The 21,709-nt window shown below is 61.7% G+C and carries 16 protein-coding genes; 12 read left to right on the top strand and 4 right to left on the bottom strand.

Features of this window, described 5'->3' with window-relative positions:
- Nucleotides 1-684 precede the first annotated feature (684 nt).
- Both AAE484_RS11420 and AAE484_RS11415 read right to left on the bottom strand, forming a co-directional pair.
- Nucleotides 685-2,316, bottom strand: coding sequence for a sodium:solute symporter (locus AAE484_RS11420; protein ID WP_341938520.1), 1,632 nt, complete (start codon nucleotides 2,314-2,316; stop codon nucleotides 685-687).
- Nucleotides 2,317-2,503: 187 nt separating this feature from the next.
- Complete coding sequence (locus tag AAE484_RS11415; RefSeq protein ID WP_341938519.1) at nucleotides 2,504-5,302, bottom strand: response regulator; 2,799 nt, start codon at nucleotides 5,300-5,302, stop codon at nucleotides 2,504-2,506.
- Between the two features lie 184 nt (nucleotides 5,303-5,486).
- On the opposite strand from AAE484_RS11415, the gene cysM reads away from it, so the two are divergent.
- From cysM to mazG, 4 genes are all read left to right on the top strand, one after another.
- Entirely contained in the window at nucleotides 5,487-6,386 is a 900-nt protein-coding gene (gene cysM, locus AAE484_RS11410) for a cysteine synthase CysM (protein WP_445928854.1), read from the top strand.
- Nucleotides 6,383-7,792, top strand: coding sequence for a 23S rRNA (uracil(1939)-C(5))-methyltransferase RlmD (gene rlmD / locus AAE484_RS11405; RefSeq protein WP_341938518.1), 1,410 nt, complete (start codon nucleotides 6,383-6,385; stop codon nucleotides 7,790-7,792). The genes cysM and rlmD overlap by 4 nt, the downstream gene beginning before the upstream one ends.
- An 82-nt stretch (nucleotides 7,793-7,874) precedes the next feature.
- Nucleotides 7,875-10,118, top strand: coding sequence for a GTP diphosphokinase (gene relA / locus AAE484_RS11400; protein ID WP_341938517.1), 2,244 nt, complete (start codon nucleotides 7,875-7,877; stop codon nucleotides 10,116-10,118).
- Between the two features lie 15 nt (nucleotides 10,119-10,133).
- Nucleotides 10,134-10,937 carry a nucleoside triphosphate pyrophosphohydrolase gene (mazG, locus tag AAE484_RS11395; protein ID WP_341938516.1) on the top strand — a complete coding sequence of 268 codons (804 nt, stop codon included), beginning with the start codon at nucleotides 10,134-10,136 and terminating at the stop codon, nucleotides 10,935-10,937.
- A gap of 4 nt (nucleotides 10,938-10,941) precedes the next feature.
- Here mazG and greB read toward each other — a convergent pair whose 3' ends face one another.
- Together greB and AAE484_RS11385 are read right to left on the bottom strand one after the other, a co-directional pair.
- Complete coding sequence (gene greB / locus AAE484_RS11390; RefSeq protein ID WP_341938515.1) at nucleotides 10,942-11,451, bottom strand: transcription elongation factor GreB; 510 nt, start codon at nucleotides 11,449-11,451, stop codon at nucleotides 10,942-10,944.
- Entirely contained in the window at nucleotides 11,448-13,391 is a 1,944-nt protein-coding gene (locus tag AAE484_RS11385) for a S9 family peptidase (protein ID WP_341938514.1), read from the bottom strand. Before AAE484_RS11385 ends, greB begins: the two co-directional genes overlap by 4 nt.
- 173 nt (nucleotides 13,392-13,564) lie before the next feature.
- Between AAE484_RS11385 and tilS the strand changes: the two genes are divergently transcribed.
- From tilS to AAE484_RS11345, 8 genes are all read left to right on the top strand, one after another.
- Nucleotides 13,565-14,947: a tRNA lysidine(34) synthetase TilS gene (gene tilS / locus AAE484_RS11380; RefSeq protein ID WP_341938513.1), complete on the top strand. Its 1,383-nt coding sequence runs from the start codon at nucleotides 13,565-13,567 to the stop codon at nucleotides 14,945-14,947.
- Nucleotides 14,948-15,069: 122 nt separating this feature from the next.
- Nucleotides 15,070-16,707, top strand: coding sequence for a CTP synthase (locus tag AAE484_RS11375; RefSeq protein WP_341938512.1), 1,638 nt, complete (start codon nucleotides 15,070-15,072; stop codon nucleotides 16,705-16,707).
- Between the two features lie 63 nt (nucleotides 16,708-16,770).
- Nucleotides 16,771-17,619 (top strand): 3-deoxy-8-phosphooctulonate synthase, encoded by an 849-nt coding sequence (kdsA, locus tag AAE484_RS11370; RefSeq protein WP_445928855.1) that lies wholly within the window; start codon nucleotides 16,771-16,773, stop codon nucleotides 17,617-17,619.
- A gap of 75 nt (nucleotides 17,620-17,694) precedes the next feature.
- On the top strand, nucleotides 17,695-18,984 hold the full coding sequence (gene eno / locus AAE484_RS11365) for a phosphopyruvate hydratase (protein ID WP_341938510.1): 1,290 nt from the start codon (nucleotides 17,695-17,697) through the stop codon (nucleotides 18,982-18,984).
- A gap of 163 nt (nucleotides 18,985-19,147) precedes the next feature.
- Complete coding sequence (gene ftsB / locus AAE484_RS11360; protein ID WP_341938509.1) at nucleotides 19,148-19,432, top strand: cell division protein FtsB; 285 nt, start codon at nucleotides 19,148-19,150, stop codon at nucleotides 19,430-19,432.
- A 9-nt stretch (nucleotides 19,433-19,441) separates the two neighbouring features.
- Complete coding sequence (gene ispD, locus AAE484_RS11355; protein WP_341938508.1) at nucleotides 19,442-20,170, top strand: 2-C-methyl-D-erythritol 4-phosphate cytidylyltransferase; 729 nt, start codon at nucleotides 19,442-19,444, stop codon at nucleotides 20,168-20,170.
- A complete protein-coding gene (ispF, locus tag AAE484_RS11350) occupies nucleotides 20,170-20,649 on the top strand; it encodes a 2-C-methyl-D-erythritol 2,4-cyclodiphosphate synthase (RefSeq protein WP_341938507.1) in 480 nt (159 codons plus the stop codon). Before ispD ends, ispF begins: the two co-directional genes overlap by 1 nt.
- Nucleotides 20,650-20,704: 55 nt before the next feature.
- The gene (locus AAE484_RS11345) at nucleotides 20,705-21,658 is read left to right on the top strand and encodes a YheT family hydrolase (protein ID WP_341938506.1); all 954 of its coding nucleotides are present in this window, start codon (nucleotides 20,705-20,707) and stop codon (nucleotides 21,656-21,658) included.
- Nucleotides 21,659-21,709 lie beyond the last annotated feature (51 nt).

Raw genomic sequence — 21,709 nt, 5'->3', positions numbered from 1 at the left:
GTGGGTGGCTTATAGGTGCCACTAGAGAGTGCGGCGACAGGGTAAACACCTGTGAGACACGCCACGAGTACGTTCATGTAGGCTCGTCTGCGGCCGGTCCCCTTCGCGCTCCCGGCGCTTCGGGACACTTCCCACATCCATGTGGGGCGTCCAGGGCCGCAGACGGTCTCACAGGTGTTTACCCTGTCGCCGCTGGTGCCGAGTTAGACGGTGCTAGAAATAGCGGGTTCTGTTCCCTCCAGTGTAACTGTAGGGCTGGTAAGCGACAGCGCACCTGCCGCAAAGGGTGGTGCCGATTTCCCAACAATACGTCCGGCACGGTCCAATCTACAAAGCTCGTACGACCTACCCCTGAACGGACCGGACGTGAAAAGGTGCGGCATATTGTGTATTTACGGCAGGTGGCGCTTCCGCTTACCTGCCCTACACAACTGAATGGGCCGGGCGGTGGCGTCGCGTGTATTTATGGCGGATGCGCTTGACGCTTATCCGCCCTACGTAACTTCAGGGAGGGGCCAGAGCGTGCTAGCTCCCATTGACGTCAATCTGGCAACCGCGGAGTCGGTGCACCCCAATGCGAAGCTCCAATTAATCTTCCTCCCTACTGCGGTGCAAAAAAAACGGCCCACCACTGGTGAGCCGTTTTTGATTATTGCATCGAGGCAATCCCTGCCTCCGGGGTGATTACCAGAAGCGAATATAGATCGCGGCGGTAATACCCAGAATGATGACGGTGTGGATGATATCCCACTTGTCGATGCCCGCGCGGATCTCTGCGCGCTGCTCTTTGCTGATGGTGCCGTAGGTCAAGCCTAACACCTGCTCATCACTGGCCTGCTTGGTGAAGAAGCTCACAGCGATCACCAGCAGCGTCACTATCGCAAACAGATACGAGCAGAAGTACAGCCAGTTGATATCCACCACGCCATACAGGAAAGTGCCGGGAGTCAGGCTGTCTTCCATTATCGTCAACACCAGGCGTGACATGCCCAGCACGAAGCCGGCCACCAGGCCGACGAAACCGGCCGTGGGAGTAATGCGCCGGGAGAACACACCCAGCAGGAAGACGGCGGCGATACCCGGTGCGATCAGAGACTGCACCAACTGCAGGTACTCATAGAGCACATCGGCAATCAGCTGCATGACCGGGATCCAGAGAACGCCCAGTGCGACCACGGCGATGGTGGCGTAGCGGCCGATTTTCACCAGATGCTGTTCGCTGGATTCAGGCTTGTACTTCTTATAGAAGTCGATGGTGAACAGCGTGGCCGAAGAGTTGAACAGCGAGGCCAGCGAGCTCATCAGGGCCGCGATCAGACCGCCGATCACAATGCCTTTGATGCCCGAGGGCAGCAGCTCGGTGACCAGAGTTGCGAAGGCCTGGTCGGCACTCTCGAGGTTGATGGTGCCCTGGGTGTGCAGAGCGTAGGCGATCATGCCCGGAAACAGGAAGATGAATACCGGCAGCAGCTTCAGGTAGCCGGCGAAGATGGTACCCCGGCGCGCGGCCTGGATGCCCTTGGCGGTCAGTACCCGCTGCACAATGTACTGGTCCGTACACCAGTACCAGAAGCCGATGATCACTGAGCCGAAGACCACGCCCAGCCAGGGGAATTCCGGGTCATCCATGGGGCGCATCAGGCTCATGCGCTCGCCGTTGATACGCTCCAGCTCGGCCAGGCCGCCGACCTTGTCCAGACCCACAAACAGAATGACCAGAGAGCCGAAAATCAGGATGGGTGTCTGGATCACTGAGGTCACCAGAATCGCCTTCATGCCGCCAGCGACGGTGTAGAGGCCGGTGATCAGTACCAGACTCATCGCCGCAATCCAGAAGAAGTCGATACCCCAGAGGGTGTCAATGCCCAGGACGGTCTTCAGTACCACGCCGCCGGCGTAGACCGTGACCGAGACCTTGGTCAGAACGTAACTGACCAGCGAGATGAAGGACAGGAAGGTGCGCGAACTGCTGGAATACCGACGCTCCAGAAACTCGGGCATGGTGTAGACCTTGGCGCTCCAGTAGAAGGGCGCGAAGACCCAGCCGAGGATGATGATAATCCAGGACTGCAGCTCCCAGTGGGCCATTGCCATGCCCGTCTGCGCGCCGGCGCCGGAGAGGCCGACCAGGTGTTCGGAACCGATATTGGAGGCGAATATTGAGGCGCCGATTACCAACCAGCCCGCATTGCGACCCGCGAGAAAGTAATCGGCCGTGTCTTTTTCCTTCTCCATGAAGGACCAGACGACGACCCCGAGTAAGATGACGAAGAACAGAGCGAGAACCGCCCAGTCGAGACCACTGAATGGGATCATTGTTATTTACCACCCTGGTTTTTGGTGAGTTTAGCATTATGAATGATCAGCCCACAGACGGCTCCTGCGCGTAAGGATGGTGCTGCGCAGGGGCTGGCCGCGGTAGCTGGCGTGTTTTAAAGTATTATCATAACACTTACTTGGCGGCTATGAGAATCACCCAGGCACTCAAATACCGGGGATTCGGCTAATCAGACACCTGAAACAGGGCGCTGATGTCCCGTTGAAAGCCCCATTGAAGGATTTCGTCCACCTCGTTATTGAGTGCCGTCACCGGGCCGCGCACCTGGTCATACTGCCGCGCCTGCAGGATCTTGTCGAGCAGCCCGCTGATGCGCTTGAGCCGGGGGACCCCGCAGTAGCAGCAGCTGCCGTACAGTCGATGGACCAGCTCTTCAAGGTGCTCATAGTCACCCTGTTCGAAGGCGGTGTTGATCTCGTCGCGCTCGGTGCCCAGGTTCTGCAGCAACATGACCAGCATGTCGCGCGCCAGGGCGGGTTTATTATTGGCCAGTTTCAGACTCAGCGGAATATCCACCGGGCTGGGACGCTCGTCCTCTTCCAGCTCGATCGCCGGCATTCGGGGTTGGGTGGGGGCGCCTACCGGCAGGCCCTCCACGCTTTTGCGTCCGCTCAAGTGGACCCAGCGGTTGATGATGTGCGCAAGCTGGGCTTCGCTCACCGGCTTGCTGACGCAGTCGTCCATGCCCGCGATCAAGAGTTCGGATTTCTGCTCGGTCATGGAGTGGGCGGTCAGAGCGATGATCGGGGTCCGCTGTCCGCTCTGCTCGGAACGCAGTCGCCGGGTGGTCTCGATGCCGTCCATGCCGGGCATCTGGATATCCATGAAAATCAGGTCGAACGTCTGCTGCTCGCACAGCTCAAGAGCTTCACGCCCGCTGCTGGCCGACAGCACTTCGGTGTGCAGTCCGCGCAGCAGTTCACTGGCCAGCTGCAGGTTGGCCGGGTTGTCGTCCACTACCAGAATGCGCGCGGCCGGAGGCGCTTCGCTCACCCGGGGGCTGGCGGGCACGGTGGTGCCGCTGTCCATGGGAATACCCATCTGCCGCGCCAGCGCTTCGAGCAGGGTGTCGTGGGCAATGGGTTTGTTGACAAAAACGGTGGACGGCGGGTCGCCGTCGCGCCGAAACAGGCGCTGATGGGCGGGGGTGCAACAGGCCACCAGCTTACAGTCGAATTCCTCGCGCAACTGCCGGGCGATTTTTTCCAGCAGCGGGGGCTGCAGCTTGCGCTCATCCGGGGCGATGTCGAGTAACACCAGCGAGAAGGGCTCTTTGGCCTCACGGGCCTTGCGCAGAGCGGGGAAAACATCGTGGATACTCGGCACGGCGTCGGTGTCGGCCTGCCAGAGTTGAATCAACTTCTCCAACTGTCGGCAGGAGGGGGGATTATCGCTGCAGACCATCACCCGGTGGCCCAGCAGCAGTCGCTCCGCCGGGGAGTCGGGCAGGTTCTTGTTGATCCCCAGACGGGCGGTAAACCAGAAGCGCGCTCCCTGCTCGGGCTGGCTTTCCACGCCGATATCACCGCCCATGCGCTCCACCAGCCCTTTGCAGATCACCAGCCCCAGGCCGGTGCCGCCGTATTCCCGGGAGCTGGAGGTGTCGGCCTGGTTGAAGGCGCTGAACAGCCGCTCTTTCTGTTCCTGGGTCAGGCCGATGCCGTTGTCGCTGACACTGATCTTCAGGGTCAGCTGGGTTTCCTGGCGGCTTAGCAGGGCGGCGTGAACCACAATCGTGCCCTGCTGGCTGAATTTGATGGCGTTGCTGACCAGGTTAGTCAGCACCTGCTTGAAGCGCAGCGGGTCGCCCAACAGGTTGAGCGGCAGGTCGTCGTCCAGCAGCGTTACCAGCTGCAGGTGCTTCTCGTGGGCGTCGGGAGCGAGAATGTGCACCGCTTCTTCCACCACCTTACGCAGGGGCAGGGGCACATAGTCCAGGGTCAACTTGCCGGACTCGATTTTGGAAAAGTCCAGGATATCGTTGATCACGGTCAGCAGATTCTGGGAGGAGTCCCGGATGGTCTGCAGGTATTCGCGCTGTTGTTCGTCCAGGTCGGTTTTCAGGGCCAGATTGGTGAAGCCGAGTATGCCGTTGAGCGGCGTGCGGATCTCGTGGCTGGTGTTGGCGAGGAACTCCGACTTGATGCGGCTGGCCTCCAGCGCCTCCTTGCGCGCCATGTTCAGCTCAATGTTCTGGATTTCGATGGTTTCCAGGGTTTCGCGCAGATCTTCGGTGGATTGGTCGATGTGCACCTGCATATCCCGGTGCGCCTGCTCCACGGACTCGGCGGTCTCGTTGACCGCCAGCGCCAGTTCGTTCAGTTCGCGGCTTTCCATGGCCGGTAGCCGCTGATCCATCTGTCCTCTCGCCATCGCCTCAATGTTGCGCTTGATCTCATCCAGCGGCGCGGTGAGCCGGCGATAGAGGCGGGTGGCGAACCAGGCGGACAGCGCCAGGCAAAGACCGGCGAGCACCAGGGTGATCAGCAGTGTCTGGTAGCGCAGGACCAGAAAGGGTGATAACAACAATTCCACTTCAATCCAGCCGGGAGAAGGCTCTCCTTCGTCGGCGGGAATCGGGTGGGCGAAGCGGATGGATTTCGGTGTTTCGCGCTGTTGTGGTCGGCTTAGATCGACGGGCTCGGGATTGACCAGCGGCAGCATTCGCGGGCCGCTGTGGAAGGTCTCGTCGGTGTCCCTGAGGTGCAACTCCACTGCCCGTATGTAGGGCTCCTCCAGGGAGGCGTCCAGAATCGATCGCAGCAGGGCCGAATCCTCGCGGGCCAGCGTCTCGTGGCTCAGCTCGGCCAGCTTTTCACTCAAGGCGCCGCCGCGCTGGCTGACAAATTTGTTGAGTTGTCCGAGATAGAGGTAGGTCAGCGTCGCCGCCATGATCAGGGTGGCGCCCAGGGCAGGGAAGAGCACCAGGCGCCAGATCTGCGTCTTGAGGTCGGTTATTCTCATTGGGTCGGGTTTCGTCTTACGGGGTCCGTGTACAGATTCGGTTTCACCTTAGCATATTCGGCGGTAGAATAGAGGGCTTTTGCGGTCCCTGGCAATTGCGGCTTTTGGGTGGACTCCGGTCCCTGGATACCTGGAAAGAGAGCCGCTGTTGTCCCGCTTCATTTTCTTTCCGGCGTGTTCGATTATGGTGTCATCCCCTTTCCCCACGATAGAAACCTGTGTTGGCAATACCCCGCTGGTGCGCCTGCAGCGCCTGCCCGGGAAAACCTCCAACCAGGTGTTGGTCAAACTCGAGGGTAATAACCCCGCCGGGTCGGTCAAGGACCGGCCGGCGCTCTGGATGATCCAGCAGGCGGAGGCCCAGGGTCTGATCGCACCCGGCGACACCCTGATCGAAGCCACCAGTGGCAACACTGGCATCGCGCTGGCCATGGTGGCCGCCATCAAGGGCTACAGAATGGTGCTGATCATGCCCGAGAGCAGCACCCAGGAGCGCAAGGACGCCATGGCCGCCTACGGCGCCGAACTGATCCTGGTCACCAAAAGCGAGGGCATGGAGGGCGCCCGCGACCTGGCGTTGCGGATGGAATCAGAGGGGAAAGGGCGCGTGCTCGATCAGTTTGCCAATCAGGCCAACCCCCAGGCCCACTACGAAACCACCGCTCCGGAAATCTGGCAGCAGACCGACGGGCGCATCACCCACTTCATCAGCTCCATGGGAACCACCGGCACCATCATGGGCTGCTCGCGCTACTTCAAGGAGCGCAATGCCGATATTGAGATTGTCGGCCTGCAGCCCGAAGAGGGCGCCAGTATCCCCGGTATCCGGCGCTGGCCCGAGGCCTACCTGCCCAAAATCTACGACGATTCGCGGGTGGATCGCATTGTCGGTATGCCCCAGGAGTTGGCGGAAGAGACCATGCGGGCCCTGGCCCGGGAGGAGGGCATCTTTGCCGGGGTTTCCTCCGGTGGATCTGTGGCCGCAGCCTTGCAGTTGAGCCGCGAGGTGAGCAACGCGGTGATTGTCGCCATCGTCTGTGACCGGGGCGACCGCTACCTTTCCTCGGGCGTGTTCCGCCCATGAGCCGCCGTCCCAGGGGAGGGAGGTCCCGTCCGGGAAGCCGCCCGCGCGCCGCGCCTTTTACCGCGAGAGACCTGCCCGGACTGTTCGAGATTGAGCGCCTGAGCCACGACGGCCGGGGAATTGCCCGCTGGGAGGGCAAGACCCTGTTTGTCGAGGGCGCGCTCCCGCAAGAGCAGGTCAGGGTCCGGCTGCTGGGCAACCAGAGTCGCTACGCCGAAGGTGAAGCGCTGGAGTATCACAACGCCGCCTCCGATCGTCAGACGCCTCCCTGCCGTCACTACCACGAGTGTGGCGGCTGTCAGCTGCAGCACCTGACACCGGAAGCCCAGCTGCAGGCCAAGCAGACCAGCCTCCTGGAGCAGCTGCAACGCACCGCCAGGCTGCAGCCCGGGCATCTGGTAGCCCCCATTGCCTCTGACAGCGAAGGCTACCGTCACCGGGCCCGTCTGGGCGTCTGGTATGAGCGCAGCGGTGAGGTCATCCTCGGTTTTCGGCGCAAACGCCGACGGGAGCTGACCCCGATCGATCACTGCACCGTTCTGGCCCCCGAGCTCAATCGACTGCTGGCACCGCTGAAGCAGTGGTTGACGACCCTTGAAACCCGCGGTGCCATCACCCATGTAGAGGCCATGACGGGCGCACCGGGGCCTGCTCTGGTGCTGCGCGAGGTAAAACCGCTGAGCCCGGCCGATCAGGACCGCCTGCGCCAGCTGGAAGCGGGCCAGGGGTGCGTGGTCTGGCGCCAGCCCGGCGCGGCGTCGGCGTTGCTGGATTCCTCCGGCCGGCCGGTCGACCCGCGGTTGAGCTATTGTTTACCTGCGGATCTGTCCGGGGAGTTGAATGGAGAATTGCCCGAGGAGGCGCTGACCCTGGCGTCTCATCCCGGCGACTTTACGCAAGTGAATCCGTCCGTGAATCGGCGTATGGTTCAGCAGGCGATGGACTGGCTCGCCGTCGGGCCCGGCGAAACGGTGCTGGATCTGTTTTGCGGCATCGGCAACTTCACGCTACCCTTGGCGCGCCGCGGTGCCCAGGTATTGGGCCTGGAGGGCAGCCAGGCGATGGTCGAGCGTGCGCGGGACAATGCGCGGGCCAACGGGCTCACGGAGGCCCGGTTTGAGGCGGCGGATCTGAACAATACAGATCTCAAGCGGTTCAAGCGCTCGCTGGGTCGGGTGGATGCGCTGTTGCTGGATCCTCCCAGGGATGGCGCCCGCGAACTCATTCGCGGTGTGGGGCAACTGTCCCCTTCCCGGGTGGTCTACGTGTCCTGCAACCCGGCGACGCTGGCGCGGGATGCGGCCGAGCTGGCAGCGGCCGGATACCACTTGCAATCTCTGGGGGTGCTGGATATGTTCCCCCACACCGAACATATGGAATCCATGGCGCTATTTATTCGTCGTTAACCACAGATGCGCCGTTAACCACAGAGCAGAAGGATGGAGTGCCGGCGTTTGACCGTGCCAGCTCCAAGGGTGAACAAGACCGATGGTAAAAGTCCGAGAAGACCATCCCATTGCCGAAGACGGCAATATCGATATTGACGCCTGGATTCAGCGTCTGGGCGGTGCGGCCGAGCGCTCGGTCGAGAGTGCCACGCAACTGCGCCGGGCCTGTGAACTGAGCACTGAGGCCGACCGGGTTCCCGCCAGCGTGGATTACGGCTGGGGCGAGTACAGCAGTTGTCTGACCATCGGTCTGGATATGGCCGAACTGCTGGCCGACCTGCAACTGGACCAGGATACCCTGGTCGCCGCGATTCTTTACCGGGCCGTGCGCGAAGACAAGTTGCGCCTGGCCGAGGTGGAGAAGCACTTTGGCGAGACCGTGGCCAAATTGATCAAGGGTGTGCTGCGCATGGCCGCGATCAGCTATCAGCGCGGCGATGGCGATGAGCGGGTTTTTGGTCGCCAGTCCGAGGAGCAGGCGGAGAATATCCGCAAGATGCTGGTGGCCATGGTGGATGACGTGCGCGTGGCCCTGATCAAACTGGCGGAGCGGACCTGTGCCATCCGTGCGGCCAAGGATGCCGGCTCCCAGCGGCGGCGCCAGGTTGCCCGGGAGGTGGCGGATGTCTACGCGCCGCTGGCGCACCGGTTGGGCATCGGGCATATCAAGTGGGAGCTGGAGGATCTGGCCTTCCGCTACCTTGAACCGCTGGACTACAAACGCATTGCCAAACTTCTGGACGAGCGTCGCCTGGCACGCCAGGAGTACATCGACAATGTCCTGACGCTGTTGCGGGGCGAGCTTGAAACAGCCGACATCAAGGGCGACGTCTCCGGCCGCGCCAAGCATATTTACAGCATCTGGCGCAAAATGCAGCGCAAGGGCATCAGCTTTTCCCAGGTGTACGATATTCGCGCCGTTCGGATTCTCGTGCCCACGGTACGCGAGTGCTACACCGTGCTGGGCATCGTCCATAGCCTCTGGCGCAACATTCCCCACGAATTTGACGACTATATCGCCTCGCCCAAGGAGAACGGCTATCGCTCGCTGCACACGGCGGTGATCGGGCCGGAAAACAAGGTGCTGGAAATCCAGATCCGCACCTTTGCCATGCACGACGAGGCCGAGCTGGGCGTCTGTGCGCACTGGCGCTACAAGGGCACCGATACCCAGGCGAGCGAGGACAGCTACGAGCAGAAAATTGCCTGGCTCCGTCAGGTGCTCGAGTGGCACGATGAGCTGGGCGGCGATGGCCAGCCGCTCAGTGAAGGACTGCGGACGGTCGATCAGGATCGTATCTATGTCTTCACCCCGGAGGGCCACGTGGTGGACCTTCCCAAAACCGCCACGCCGCTGGATTTTGCCTACCGGATTCATACCGACGTGGGTCATCGCTGCCGCGGCGCCAAGGTGAACAACCGCATTGTGCCGCTCAACTATCATCTGAACACGGCCGACCAGGTGGAAATCCTGACCGGTAAGCGCGAGGCCCCGAGTCGCGACTGGCTCTCGCCCGCGCTCGGTTACGTCAACACCACCCGCGCCCGGGCCAAGGTCCAGCACTGGTTCAAGGTGCAGGCGCGCGATCAGAACATCGCCGAGGGGCAGGCCCTGCTGGATCGGGAGTTCAAGCGCCTGGCGCTGCTGGATCTGGATTTCGAGGAGCTGGCGCGGAAGCTCAACATGCACAGCCTGGACGACCTCTACGCGGCGGTCGGGGCCAGTGATATTGGCGTGGGGCATGTGCTCAACGCCGCCCAGCGGCTGGTGCACACCACCCGCCCGGAAGAGCCCAAGATTCCGTTCAAGGCCAAGTCGGCCCGGCACAAAAAAGACTCGGACCTTTACATTGAGGGCGTGGGCAACCTGCTGACCCAGATCGCCAACTGCTGTAATCCGGTGCCGGGCGATGCCATCACCGGTTATATCACCCTGGGCAAGGGGGTCTCCATCCACCGGCAGGATTGCAGCAATATCCTGCAGTTACAGGCCGATGAGCCCCAGCGTATTCTCAAAGTCTCCTGGGGTGGTACTCCCCAGAGTGCTTACTCGGTGGACATCATCATTGAAGCCTACGACCGCTACGGTCTGTTGCGCGATATCACCACCATGCTCGACAGTGAGCGCATCAATATCAGCGCCATGCAGACCCTGTCAGACAAGCGCAAAAATACCGTGGATATGCAGGTGACGGCGGAAATACGCAGTATCGACGAGCTGAGCCGGATACTGACCCGACTCAATCAGTTGCCCAACATTGCTTCGGCCCGACGCAAGCACTAACGACGGGAGTCGACCATGCCCTACAGCACCGAAGATCTGCTTTATCTCATGGCCCGCTTGCGCGAGCCGGGCTCCGGTTGTCCCTGGGATCTGAAGCAGTCCTACGCCAGCATTGCCCCCTCCACACTGGAGGAGGCCTACGAAGTGGTGGATGCGATCGAGCGCGGCGACCTTGATCACCTACGCGAAGAGCTGGGCGACCTGCTGTTCCAGGTAATTTTCTACAGTCAGCTGGGCAGGGAAGATGAACGCTTTGATTTTCACAGTATCGTGGACGGTCTGGTGGAAAAGCTGCTGCGTCGACATCCCCACGTGTTTCCCGATGGGACCCTGGAGAGCCGGGTGGAAGATCAGGGGTCGGTGCCGGACGAAGTCAAAGTCCGGTGGGAAGCCATCAAACAGCAAGAGCGGGCGGACAAAGGGGCCGTCGGCGCGCTGGACGATGTCCCGCTCAACCTGCCGGCGCTGAGTCGCGCCGCCAAATTGCAGAAACGGGCGGCCGGGGTCGGTTTTGACTGGCCGGGCGTCGAGGGCCCGGTGGCCAAGGTGCACGAGGAGCTGAAAGAGCTGGAAGAGACACTGGCGAGTGGCGACAGAGAGGCGCAGCAGGAAGAGCTGGGCGATCTGTTGTTTGCGGTGGCCAATGTCGCCCGGCACTTAAAGCTGGACCCCGAAGCCGCCCTGCGCGGCGCCAGCCGAAAGTTCGAGCGGCGGTTTCGGTACGTGGAACGCCAAGCGGGCGAACAACTCGCGGAGCATTCGCTGGCGCAACTGGATGGCTACTGGGAAGACGCGAAGCGGACCGAAAAAAGTCCTTAGGGCCCTACTCGTAAGGTCGGTATTCGATGCCGGTGACCCAATAGAGCTGCTCTCCCTCCTCGGGGGTGCGCAGGGTGATTTCATCGTCAATGCGCTTGCCCAGCAGCTGTCGGGCCAGGGGGGAGTCCACACTCATCTGCCCGCGGCTCAGGTCGAATTCATCCGGACCGACCAGTTGGTAAGTGTGTTCCTCTCCCGCCTCATCTTCGACCGTCACCCAGGCCCCAAAAAAGACCTGGTCGCGGTTCTCGGGCAGGCGATCGACAATGGTGACACTCTCCAGGCGCTTGGTTAAAAAGCGCACACGACTGTCGATTTCCCGCAGGCGCTTTTTACCATAAATGTAATCTCCGTTTTCCGAGCGATCGCCGTTCTTGGCCGCCTCGTGGACCACCTGCGTGACCTGGGGGCGCTCCACTTTCCACAGTTGTACCAGCTCTTCTTTCAGGCGCCGGGCACCGGCGGGCGTGATATAGGGTGAGCTCTTGGGTCTGGGCGGGCGCCATCGGCTCATGCCGTTGAATCTCCGTCAATGTTGGCGATAGTCAGCGGCTCGATCTCGTCGGCGGCTTCAAAACCGAACACCCGGCTGTAGAAATACAGCTCGGCCTCCAGGGCCCGCTCAATATTGGGTCCCTGACGGAAGCCGTGCCCTTCCTCGGGGAAGAGCACCAGGGCGTTGGGAATGCCCTTTTGGGTGAGGGCGTCGACCATGGCCTGAGCCTGGTTGGGGGGCACAATCCTGTCTTCCTCCCCCTGGAGGAAAATCACCGGGCACTGCAGCTGCTCGATGTGCTGAATGGGTGAGCGCTCCCGGTAGCGGCTCTGTTCTTCGGGATAGGGGCCCACCAGGGTATCAAGGTAGCGGGACTCGAATTTGTGGGTGTCCCGGGCCAACGCTTCCAGGTCGCCGACGCCGTACAGACTGGCACCCGCCTGAAAGGTATCGCGGAAGGTGAGCGCCGCAAGCACGGTGTAGCCGCCGGCACTGCTGCCGCGGATGGCGCATCGTTCGGGGTCGGCCAGGCCCTGCTGACCCAGGTACTCGGCACCGCTGCAGACATCGATCACATCGGTGATGCCCCAGTTGCTCTTGAGCCGGTCCCGGTAGCGGCGGCCATAGCCGGTGCTGCCCCGGTAATTGACGTCGAGCACCGCAAAACCGCGGCTGGTCCAGAACTGGATCTTCAGATTGAGTGCCGTTTGCGTGGCGCCGGTGGGCCCTCCGTGGCAGGTTACCAGCAACGGCGGCAACTCTCCCTCCGGGGCCTGGTAGTTGGGGTTGTGCGGTGCGTAGTAAAAGCCGTGGGCTTCCTCGCCATCACTGGTTTCAAAGGTGATGGGCTCGGGGTTGGACAGGTAGCGGCTGGCGGGATCCTTGTCGGCGGAGCGCGCCAGCTCGACCAGGGCTTCCTCGGCGTCGGGCCGGAAGGCCCAGAGGCCGGTGCTCTGGTGGGAATTGGCGCCCAGAAACAGCCCTCGGCCCTGGGTGCACTGGATTGACGCTATCTCCGTCAGGCCGGTGTCGATATCGGTCAGGGTGCCGTGGGAGAGATCCAGGCGCGCCAGTTGCCATTGGCCGTCGTGGCTGTAGGTGCACAGCAGGGTGTTGGGGCCCAGAAAATCGTAGGTGGACATGCCGAACACCCACTGGGGAGTGGCAAACTCGGCCTCCAGATAACAGAGCGCTTCGGCTTCGTTGTCCTGCCAGCGGTAGAGGTTCCACCAGTTGTTGCGATCCGAGACAAAATACAGCTGCCCGTCGGGGGACCACTGAGGCTGAAAAATGGATTCGCCCTGACCGCCGGCGATGGTGGTGATCTGATCGATGTCGCCGCCTTCAGTCAGATCGGCGAGATGGCAGTGGGTGCCATCCCAGGGCATGTTGGGATGGTTCCAGCTCAGGCAGCTCAGTTGAGTCCCGTCCGGGCTCAGGCGCGGGTTGCTGTAAAAGTCGGCACCACTGATCAGCACGCTGGTTTCACCGGAGCCATCCAGGGCCAGGGCGACGATTTCGCTGCGCTCTTCCTTCGATGGATCGGTATGATCCTCGCGCACGCACAGCAGCCGGTTGCGCCGGGCGTCAACACAGAGGTCGGCGTAGCGGTAGGGGCCCTCGTCGCTCAGCGGCTCCAGGGTGTCTTCCACCAACCGATAGAGGCGCTGATCACTGTCGAGCACCAGGTAGATGACGCCCTCGTGCACGATGTAGCTGCCGCCCCCATATTCGTGCGCCCGGGTGCGCACACTGTGCGGGGCGGCGAGCCGGTCGCGGCGCTCGCCGTCCGGGTCCAGCTGAACCAGCGCATTGCGGCCTTTTTCGCTGGGCCGGGACTCGAGCCAATAGAGACTCTCTCCATCAATGCGGGGTTCGCTCAGACGAACGTTTCCCTGAGTGAGGGATTGGGCGCTGATGGGCGAGCGCCAGCTGCCATAAGCGGCGGTGGTGGCCATGAGAATCCTGTCGTTGGTTGGTCGTGGGTAGAGGTTGTGCCCGGCCGAACGTGGACAACGCCCGGCGAAGCGGGGACAATCTCGGCTTTCATTCATTGTCAGTGAACCGGCGGGTTTTATCAATCGTCCGCTGATTGTCTGCTGGCTGTTATCCGTTTAAAAGTGACCGAGTTATGCCGCTGGCCGATGCGTTCTCAAAGCTGCCGCCCGCACCCTGTTACTGGGTGGCGCTCAGTGGTGGTCTGGATTCCACGGTGCTGTTGCATGCCTTGGTGACGGTACAGGCAATGCTTCAGGCGCAGCCCCCGGCATCGATCAGGGCCCTGCATGTGCATCACGGCCTGTCGGAGCACGCCGATCACTGGCTGGCCTCCTGTGAAGCGCTCTGCGCCGATCTGGGGGTGCCCCTGGAGTCGGTGGGGGTGAAGGTCGAGCCTCGAGGCCGGGGGCTGGAAGACGCCGCGCGGGAAGCGCGCTATCGGGTCTTCGAGCAGACCCTGCCGGCCGGCCATTGTCTGCTGGCCGCGCACCACGCGGATGATCAGGCGGAGACCCTGTTGTTGCGTCTGATGCGCGGCTCGGGGCCACGCGGTCTGGCGGCCATGGCCGACTCCCGGGCTCTGGGCCGGGGTCGTTTGCATCGGCCCTTCCTGGGAGTGACCCGGGCTCAACTGGAGGACTATGCCCGTGCCCATCATCTGCACTGGGTCGAGGATGACAGTAATACCGATGAGCGATTTGACCGGAATTTCCTGCGGGCACAAGTGATGCCCCGGTTGCGCCAGCGCTGGCCCGGTCTGGCCCGGGCCTGGGGTGAGTCGGCCCGTTTGTGCGCCGAATCGGAGCAGTTGCTCGGGGAACTGGCCGGGGAAGATCTGGAGCAGGCTTTGTGTCTGGCGGTCAGTTCCCGTCCGACCCTGGCACCGGTGCTGGATATCACCCGTCTGAGGGAGCTGTCGCCGCCGCGTCGACACAACCTGTTGCGCCACTGGCTGCGCTCGAAGTCGCTTCCCGTGCCCGGCCGGGAACACCTGAAACAGATCGACCAGCAGCTGATCAGGGGGCGGGAGGACAGCCGGGCCCGGGTGCAGTGGGAGGCGCTGGAGCTGCATCGGTTTCGCTCGGGGCTGTATCTGCTCAGTTCCCGGTGGTTCGATCCGGGGTCCGACAGCCGGCCCCGCACTGGCCTTGCCTTTACCCCCGACCGGGGCGAGGCCCTGAGTCTGCCCGACGGGGGAAGGCTGGAGGTTGAACGGGCGGCCGGTTCGGCGGCCGGGCCGGGCCTGCCGATCCTGCGGCCGGGTCTGGGGGCGTTGACAGTCCGTTGGCGCGAAGGGGGTGAGCGGTGCCAGCCGGTCGGGCGGGCGCACTCGCAAGCGCTCAAAAAGCTGCTTCAGGAGCATGACCTGGAGCCCTGGTGGCGGTCGCAGGTGCCTCTGGTTTACCGGGGCGATGTCCTGGTGGCGGTCGGGGATCTGTGGGTCTGCCAGGGCTTTGGAGCCGGTGGAGAGGAGCCGGGCCACCGCCTGATCTGGCGGCCCCCGGGAAGTTTTTGATTGAGGCATGGGGGGCTTTCTGGTACTCTGGCGCCCCGTCCTGAAGAGAAATACCTTCGCAGTGTCACTGCGCTCAGCCCCGGTATTTGTCTGTCCCTCGATTGTACTGAACAAGGTTTTACATGACGCGATATATATTCGTAACCGGTGGTGTGGTTTCGTCTCTGGGCAAGGGTATTGCCTCGGCTTCGCTGGCGGCTATTCTCGAATCTCGGGGCGTGAACGTCACCATCATGAAGCTCGATCCCTACATCAATGTGGATCCGGGCACCATGAGTCCCTTTCAGCACGGCGAAGTGTTTGTGACCGAGGACGGGGCGGAAACCGACCTGGACCTGGGCCACTATGAGCGCTTCATCCGCTCGAAGATGACCCGCCGCAACAACTTCACCACGGGTCGTGTGTACGAAACCGTATTGCGCAAAGAGCGCCGTGGTGATTACCTGGGCGGCACCGTGCAGGTCATCCCCCATATCACCGATGAAATCAAACGCCGCATTCTCGAAGGCGGGCGCGATGCCGATGTGGCGCTGGTGGAAATTGGCGGTACCGTGGGCGATATCGAATCCCAACCGTTTCTCGAAGCGGTGCGCCAACTCAAAGTCGAGATGGGCCCCAAGAATTCCCTGCTCATGCACTTGACGCTGGTGCCCTACATCGCCACCGCCGGCGAGACCAAAACCAAGCCCACCCAGCACTCGGTCAAGGAGCTGCGTTCGATCGGCCTGCAGCCCAATATTCTGCTGTGCCGCTCCGAGCGGGAAGTGGACGCGGATTCGCGTCGCAAAATTGCTCTGTTCACCAACGTGGACGAGCACGCGGTGGTACCGCTGCCGGATGCCGGCACCATCTACGCCATTCCGCGCATGCTGCATGAATTCGGGCTGGACGATATCATCGTCGAGCAGTTTGAACTCGACTGTGGCCCGGCCGACCTGAGCGAGTGGGATCGGGTGGTGGACAACAAGCTGCACCCCGAGCACGAAATAACCATTGCCATGGTGGGCAAATACATGGAGCTTCTGGATGCCTACAAATCGTTGATCGAGTCACTGATCCATGCCGGCATCCACACCCGCACCAAAGTGAACATGCTGTACATCGATGCCGAGCGCATTGAGCAGGAGGGCGATGCGCCCCTGCGCGAAGCGGACGCGGTGCTGGTGCCCGGCGGCTTTGGCAATCGCGGCGTCGAAGGCAAGTTGATGGCCGTGCGTTATGCCCGGGAGAACAAGGTGCCCTATCTGGGCATCTGCCTTGGCATGCAGTCGGTGGTCATTGAGTTCGCGCGCAATGTGCTGGGCCTCAAACACGCCAACAGTACCGAATTCGACAAGCATACCTCGGACCCGGTGATCGGCCTGATCACCGAGTGGGTGGATACCAGCGGTCGGCGCGAGAAACGCGACGAGGCCTCGGATCTGGGTGGCACCATGCGCCTGGGCGGGCAGGAGAGCCGGCTGGTGGCCGGCTCCAAAACCCGGGAGATTTACGGTAAGGATGTGATTGTCGAGCGCCACCGGCATCGCTACGAGGTCAACAACAACTACGTGGATCGCCTCCAGCAGGCGGGTCTGCGCATCGGTGGCTGGTCCTCGGACGATACCCTGGTTGAAGTCGTGGAGCTGCCGGATCATCCCTGGTTTGTCGCCTGTCAGTTCCACCCTGAATTTACGTCCACGCCGCGCGATGGGCATCCGCTGTTCACCAGTTTTGTCAGCGCGGCACTGGCCGGGCAGAAATCGACGTCCCAAGGCTAAAAACCCGTATTGAAAGAGCCAGTATTGAAAGAAGAGCCAGTATTGAAACAAGAGAGAATTGTGATGGATCGAGAGATCAAAGTAGGGTCTTTGAGTGTCGGCAACCAGCGCCCCTTCACGCTGTTCGGGGGCATGAACGTGCTGGAATCCCGGGATATGGCGATGCGTGTGGCTGAAGCCTACGTCAACGTGACCGAGAAATTGGGCATCCCCTATGTGTTCAAGGCGTCTTTCGACAAGGCCAACCGCTCCTCCATCCACTCGTTTCGTGGCCCCGGCATGGAAGAGGGTCTGAAGATTTTCAGTGAGATCAAACAGACGTTCGGCGTGCCGGTGATTACCGACGTGCACGAACAATATCAGTGCCAGCCGGTCGCCGAAGTGTGCGATGTGATCCAGCTGCCGGCGTTTCTCGCCCGTCAGACAGACCTGGTTCAGGCCATGGCCAGAACCGGGGCGGTGGTCAATATCAAAAAGCCCCAGTTCCTGAGCCCGGGGCAGATGAAAAACATCGTGGAAAAGTTCCGGGAGTGCGGCAACGACCAGATTATTCTGTGCGAGCGCGGCAGTAACTTCGGCTACGACAATCTGGTGGTGGACATGCTCGGCTTTCGCACCATGCGCGAGGTCAGTGGCGGTGCCCCGATTATTTTTGACGCTACCCACGCGCTGCAATGCCGCGACCCGCTGGGCGAAGCCTCCGGAGGCCGCCGCCACCAGGTGGCCGAGTTGGCGCGCGCGGGCATGGCCGTGGGGCTCGCGGGCCTGTTCCTGGAAGCGCACCCGGACCCGGACAACGCCAAGTGCGACGGTCCCAGTGCTCTGCCGCTGGACAAACTGGAGCCGTTCCTGGCCCAGATCAAGGCGGTGGACGATGTGATAAAACAGCTTCCCCCTTTGGATATTCAGTAGCTTTTTCAAGTTGCATAACGTTTACAGACTTTCTGTTTTCTATTTACTTTCAGACGCAAACGGAGCGATTTACGCATGAGCAAGATTGTCGATATCAAAGCCTTTGAAGTTCTGGACAGTCGGGGCAACCCGACCGTCAGCGCCGAGGTCATTCTGGAAAGCGGCGCCATCGGTTCCGCCTGTGCGCCCTCGGGTGCCTCCACCGGTTCGCGCGAAGCGCTCGAGCTGCGCGACGGCGACAAATCCCGCTACCTGGGCAAGGGTGTGCTCAAAGCGGTCGATAACATCAACACCACCATCCGTGATGTGCTGCTGGGCAAAGATGCCACCGATCAGCGAGCGCTGGACAAGGCCATGCTGGAAGCGGACGGAACCGAGAACAAGACCAACCTGGGCGCCAACGCCATCCTGGCCGTTTCTCTGGCTGCCGCCAAAGCGGCGGCGATTGCCAAGAACGTGCCGCTGTATCAGCACATTGCCGACATCAACGGCAGCACTGGCAACTACTCCATGCCCGTGCCCATGATGAACATCCTCAATGGTGGTGAGCACGCCGATAACAATGTCGATATCCAGGAATTCATGATCCAGCCGGTCGGCGCCAAGAGTTTCTCTGAAGCGCTGCGCACCGGTGCGGAAATCTTCCACGCCCTGAAGAAAGTGCTGAACGAAAAAGGCCTGAGCACAGCCGTGGGCGACGAGGGTGGTTTTGCCCCGGATCTGCCCTCCAACGAAGGCGCTCTGGAAGTGATCGCCACGGCCGTGGAGAAGGCCGGCTACAAACTGGGCACCGATGTGACCCTGGCTCTGGACTGCGCCGCCTCCGAGTTCTATAAGGACGGCAAGTACAACCTGTCCGGTGAAGGCAAAACGTACAACGCCGAAGAATTCTCCGATTTCCTGGCCGAGCTCTGCAACCGCTACCCGATCATCTCCATCGAAGACGGTCTGGATGAAAGCGATTGGGAAGGCTGGGCGTATCAGACCAAGATTCTGGGGAACAAGATCCAGCTGGTGGGCGACGACCTGTTTGTCACCAACACCAAGATCCTCAAAGAGGGCATCGAGAAGGGCGTGGGCAACTCCATCCTGATCAAGTTCAACCAGATTGGTTCGCTGAGCGAGACACTGGATGCCATCAAGATGGCCCAGGACGCCGGCTACACGGCGGTCATCTCCCACCGCTCCGGTGAGACCGAAGACACCACCATTGCCGACCTGGCCGTGGCCACGGCGGCCGGTCAGATCAAGACCGGCTCACTGTGCCGTTCCGACCGGGTGGCCAAGTACAATCGCCTGCTGCGCATCGAAGCGGAACTGAATGGCTCGGCGCCTTACCGCGGCCGGGCGGAATTCAAATCCTGAGAAGGCTCCACTGAGCATTAGCGGATTCTGAATCCAGAAGAGGGCGCATCTCCCGGGAGATGCGCCTTTTTTTATGCCTGGTGGAAGGCTGAACACGGGCCCCGGTTTGGTGTAAACTCTGCGCACACTGTCCGCCAATTCTGTCAAAAAGAGCCGCGACGCCATGAAATGGTTATTGATCGCACTGCTGGTCCTGTTCACTGCGCTCCAATATCGTCTCTGGATTGCCGAGGGCAGCTGGGCGGATGTGGCGCGTCTGGAGCGGGAGATTTCCGAGCAGCAACAGCGCAATGACCAGTTGCAGGAGCGCAATCGGGTTTTGGCGGTCGAGGTCAATGCCCTCAAGGACGGTCTGGACAGTATTGAAGAACGAGCGCGGGAAGACCTGGGCATGATCGAGGAAGGCGAGACCTTCTTTATGGTGGTCGAACCACAGCGAAGGAGATAATCAAGCGCCATGGCAAAACCACAATCACGCCCGGTAGCGGGTGGTCGTTACTGGGTGGTGGTCCCGGCGGCCGGTATTGGCACCCGTATGCGGGCGGATCTGCCCAAGCAGTACCTGCCCCTGAACGGTAAAACACTGTTGGAACACACGCTCGAGCGGTTGTTGCAGTTGCCCGATCTCGCCGGTCTGGTGCTGGCCATCAGTCCCGAGGATTCGCACTGGGAGCGGTTGCCGCTGAGTAAAAACCCGCGTATTGCCGTGGTCGATGGCGGCAGCGAGCGCAGTCGATCGGTGCTCAACGCCCTCAACTACCTCACCCTGCAGGCCAGAGCCGATGACTGGATTCTGGTGCACGATGCGGCCCGTCCCTGTATCACCCTCGGCATGATAACCAGCCTGTGTCGGCACACCCGCCAACATTCGGTGGGCGGCATTCTGGCCGTCCCGGTGGGTGACACGCTCAAACAGGTCGATGGCTCGGGGGAAATTCTGGCCACCCGCGACCGGCAGGGCCTGTGGCAGGCGCAGACGCCGCAACTGTTCCGCTATCAGTTGCTGCATCAGTGTCTGGCGCGCGCTCTGGGTCAGGGGGAAACCATCACCGATGAAGCCTCGGCACTGGAGCTTGCCGGTTATCGACCGCTGGTGGTGGAAGGCCGAACCGACAATATGAAGGTCACGCGGCCGGAAGATCTCCCCCTGGCCGAAATGATTATACAGCGACAGGAGCATTCTTGATGCGGATCGGGCAGGGCTTTGATGTGCACGCCTTCGGGGCGGGCGACAAAATCGTGATTGGCGGTGTGGTGATTCCCCACACTCGGGGGCTGGTGGCTCACTCCGATGGCGATGTGCTGCTGCATGCGCTGTGCGATGCGCTCCTGGGCGCGGTCGGGGAGGGGGACATTGGCCGACACTTTCCCGATACCGATCCCCAGTTTCACAACGCCGACAGTCGGGCGCTCCTGCGCATGGTGTACGCCCGGGTCAAGAATCTGGGCTGGCAGCTGAGTAACGCGGACATGACGGTGATCGCCCAGGCGCCAAAAATGGCGCCCTACATTACCCCCATGCGCGAACGCATCGCCGACGACCTGGAGTGTGAGTTCAACCAGGTGAATGTCAAAGCGACCACGAGCGAGCGGCTCGGCTTTACCGGGCGGGAGGAGGGCATTGCCGCTCAGGCGGTGGTGCTGTTGTCCCCGGCGCGAGCGTGAGGGCCCTGTCCCGGGGGCAAGTAATTATGAGAGCTGACTCAAGGAGACTGGCCTTTTGCCGTTAGAAGTGTCCGATTACCGCGCCCCCTTCTGGTTGCCTGGTGGGCACCTGCAGACGCTGGTGCCGCGCTACCTGCGCCGGCCGCAACTGACCGGCGAGCCGGTGGAGATCGAGTTGCCCGATGGCGATTCGCTGCATGCCGAGCTCTACCGGGCGCGGGATCCGGAGGCTCCCGTGTTGATTCTCTCTCACGGCCTGGAAGGCAGTGCGCGCAGTGGCTATATCCTGGGGATGGCCCGGGTTGGTCTGGCACAGGGCTGGTCGGTGCTCGCCTGGAATCTGCGCAGCTGCGGACCGACGCTGAACCGGACACCGGCAATTTATCACTCTGGATGCAGCGATGATCTGGACCAGGTGATTCGCTGGGCCGGAACCCATTGCTCGCGCCGCCTGCGTCTGGGAGGCTTTTCGCTGGGTGGCAATGTGACCCTGAAGTGGCTGGGCGAGCAGGGCGAACAGGCGCGGGAGCGGGGCGTCGAAGCCGCCGCCACAGCCTCGGTACCCATCGATCTGCTCGCCTGCGTGCGCGAGCTGGAGCGCCCGGTCAACTGGCTCTATCACAAGCATTTTGTCCGCTCGATGAAGCGGCGTTTGAAAGCCAAGGCGACGCAGTTTCCGGACCATTACGACCTGGATAAACTCGCTTCGCTCTCCACCCTGTGGCAGCTCGATGAGCACTACACAGCACCACTCAATGGTTTTCGCGACGCGGCGGATTACTATGCCCGCTGCAGCGGCCGGTATTTTCTCGACGGTATCCGGGTCCCGACCCTGCTGGTGACCGCAGGCAATGATCCGTTTTTCAATGCCAGTTGCTATCCCCGGGCTCAGGCGGCCAGTAGCGACCATCTGCATTTTGAGGCGCCCCGAACCGGGGGCCATGTCGGCTTCTGGGGCGGTCCGAATCGCTGGTGGCTGGAAGATCGTTTTCTCAGCCATCTGGGCTGAGAGCCGCGCTTTGATCACGGCGCATTCAACCCCTGCTCATGAACACTTTAC

Origin of the sequence: Marinimicrobium sp. C2-29, assembly GCF_038419845.1 — a bacterium.
Lineage (GTDB): Bacteria > Pseudomonadota > Gammaproteobacteria > Pseudomonadales > Cellvibrionaceae > Marinimicrobium.
The sequence above is the reverse complement of the archived record's forward strand: the minus strand, read 5'-3'. Positions and strand labels throughout refer to the sequence as shown.

What these genes read in the sequence shown, in the direction of transcription:
- ispD (WP_341938508.1), top strand. Translation starts at nt 19,442, where the DNA reads ATGGCAAAACCACAATCACGCCCGGTAGCGGGTGGTCGTTACTGGGTG.
- greB (WP_341938515.1), bottom strand. Translation starts at nt 11,451, where the DNA reads ATGAGCCGATGGCGCCCGCCCAGACCCAAGAGCTCACCCTATATCACG.
- tilS (WP_341938513.1), top strand. Translation starts at nt 13,565, where the DNA reads ATGCCGCTGGCCGATGCGTTCTCAAAGCTGCCGCCCGCACCCTGTTAC.
- AAE484_RS11385 (WP_341938514.1), bottom strand. Translation starts at nt 13,391, where the DNA reads ATGGCCACCACCGCCGCTTATGGCAGCTGGCGCTCGCCCATCAGCGCC.
- AAE484_RS11420 (WP_341938520.1), bottom strand. Translation starts at nt 2,316, where the DNA reads ATGATCCCATTCAGTGGTCTCGACTGGGCGGTTCTCGCTCTGTTCTTC.
- ftsB (WP_341938509.1), top strand. Translation starts at nt 19,148, where the DNA reads ATGAAATGGTTATTGATCGCACTGCTGGTCCTGTTCACTGCGCTCCAA.
- mazG (WP_341938516.1), top strand. Translation starts at nt 10,134, where the DNA reads ATGCCCTACAGCACCGAAGATCTGCTTTATCTCATGGCCCGCTTGCGC.
- relA (WP_341938517.1), top strand. Translation starts at nt 7,875, where the DNA reads ATGGTAAAAGTCCGAGAAGACCATCCCATTGCCGAAGACGGCAATATC.
- kdsA (WP_445928855.1), top strand. Translation starts at nt 16,771, where the DNA reads ATGGATCGAGAGATCAAAGTAGGGTCTTTGAGTGTCGGCAACCAGCGC.
- AAE484_RS11415 (WP_341938519.1), bottom strand. Translation starts at nt 5,302, where the DNA reads ATGAGAATAACCGACCTCAAGACGCAGATCTGGCGCCTGGTGCTCTTC.
- AAE484_RS11375 (WP_341938512.1), top strand. Translation starts at nt 15,070, where the DNA reads ATGACGCGATATATATTCGTAACCGGTGGTGTGGTTTCGTCTCTGGGC.
- ispF (WP_341938507.1), top strand. Translation starts at nt 20,170, where the DNA reads ATGCGGATCGGGCAGGGCTTTGATGTGCACGCCTTCGGGGCGGGCGAC.
- eno (WP_341938510.1), top strand. Translation starts at nt 17,695, where the DNA reads ATGAGCAAGATTGTCGATATCAAAGCCTTTGAAGTTCTGGACAGTCGG.
- cysM (WP_445928854.1), top strand. Translation starts at nt 5,487, where the DNA reads ATGGTGTCATCCCCTTTCCCCACGATAGAAACCTGTGTTGGCAATACC.
- rlmD (WP_341938518.1), top strand. Translation starts at nt 6,383, where the DNA reads ATGAGCCGCCGTCCCAGGGGAGGGAGGTCCCGTCCGGGAAGCCGCCCG.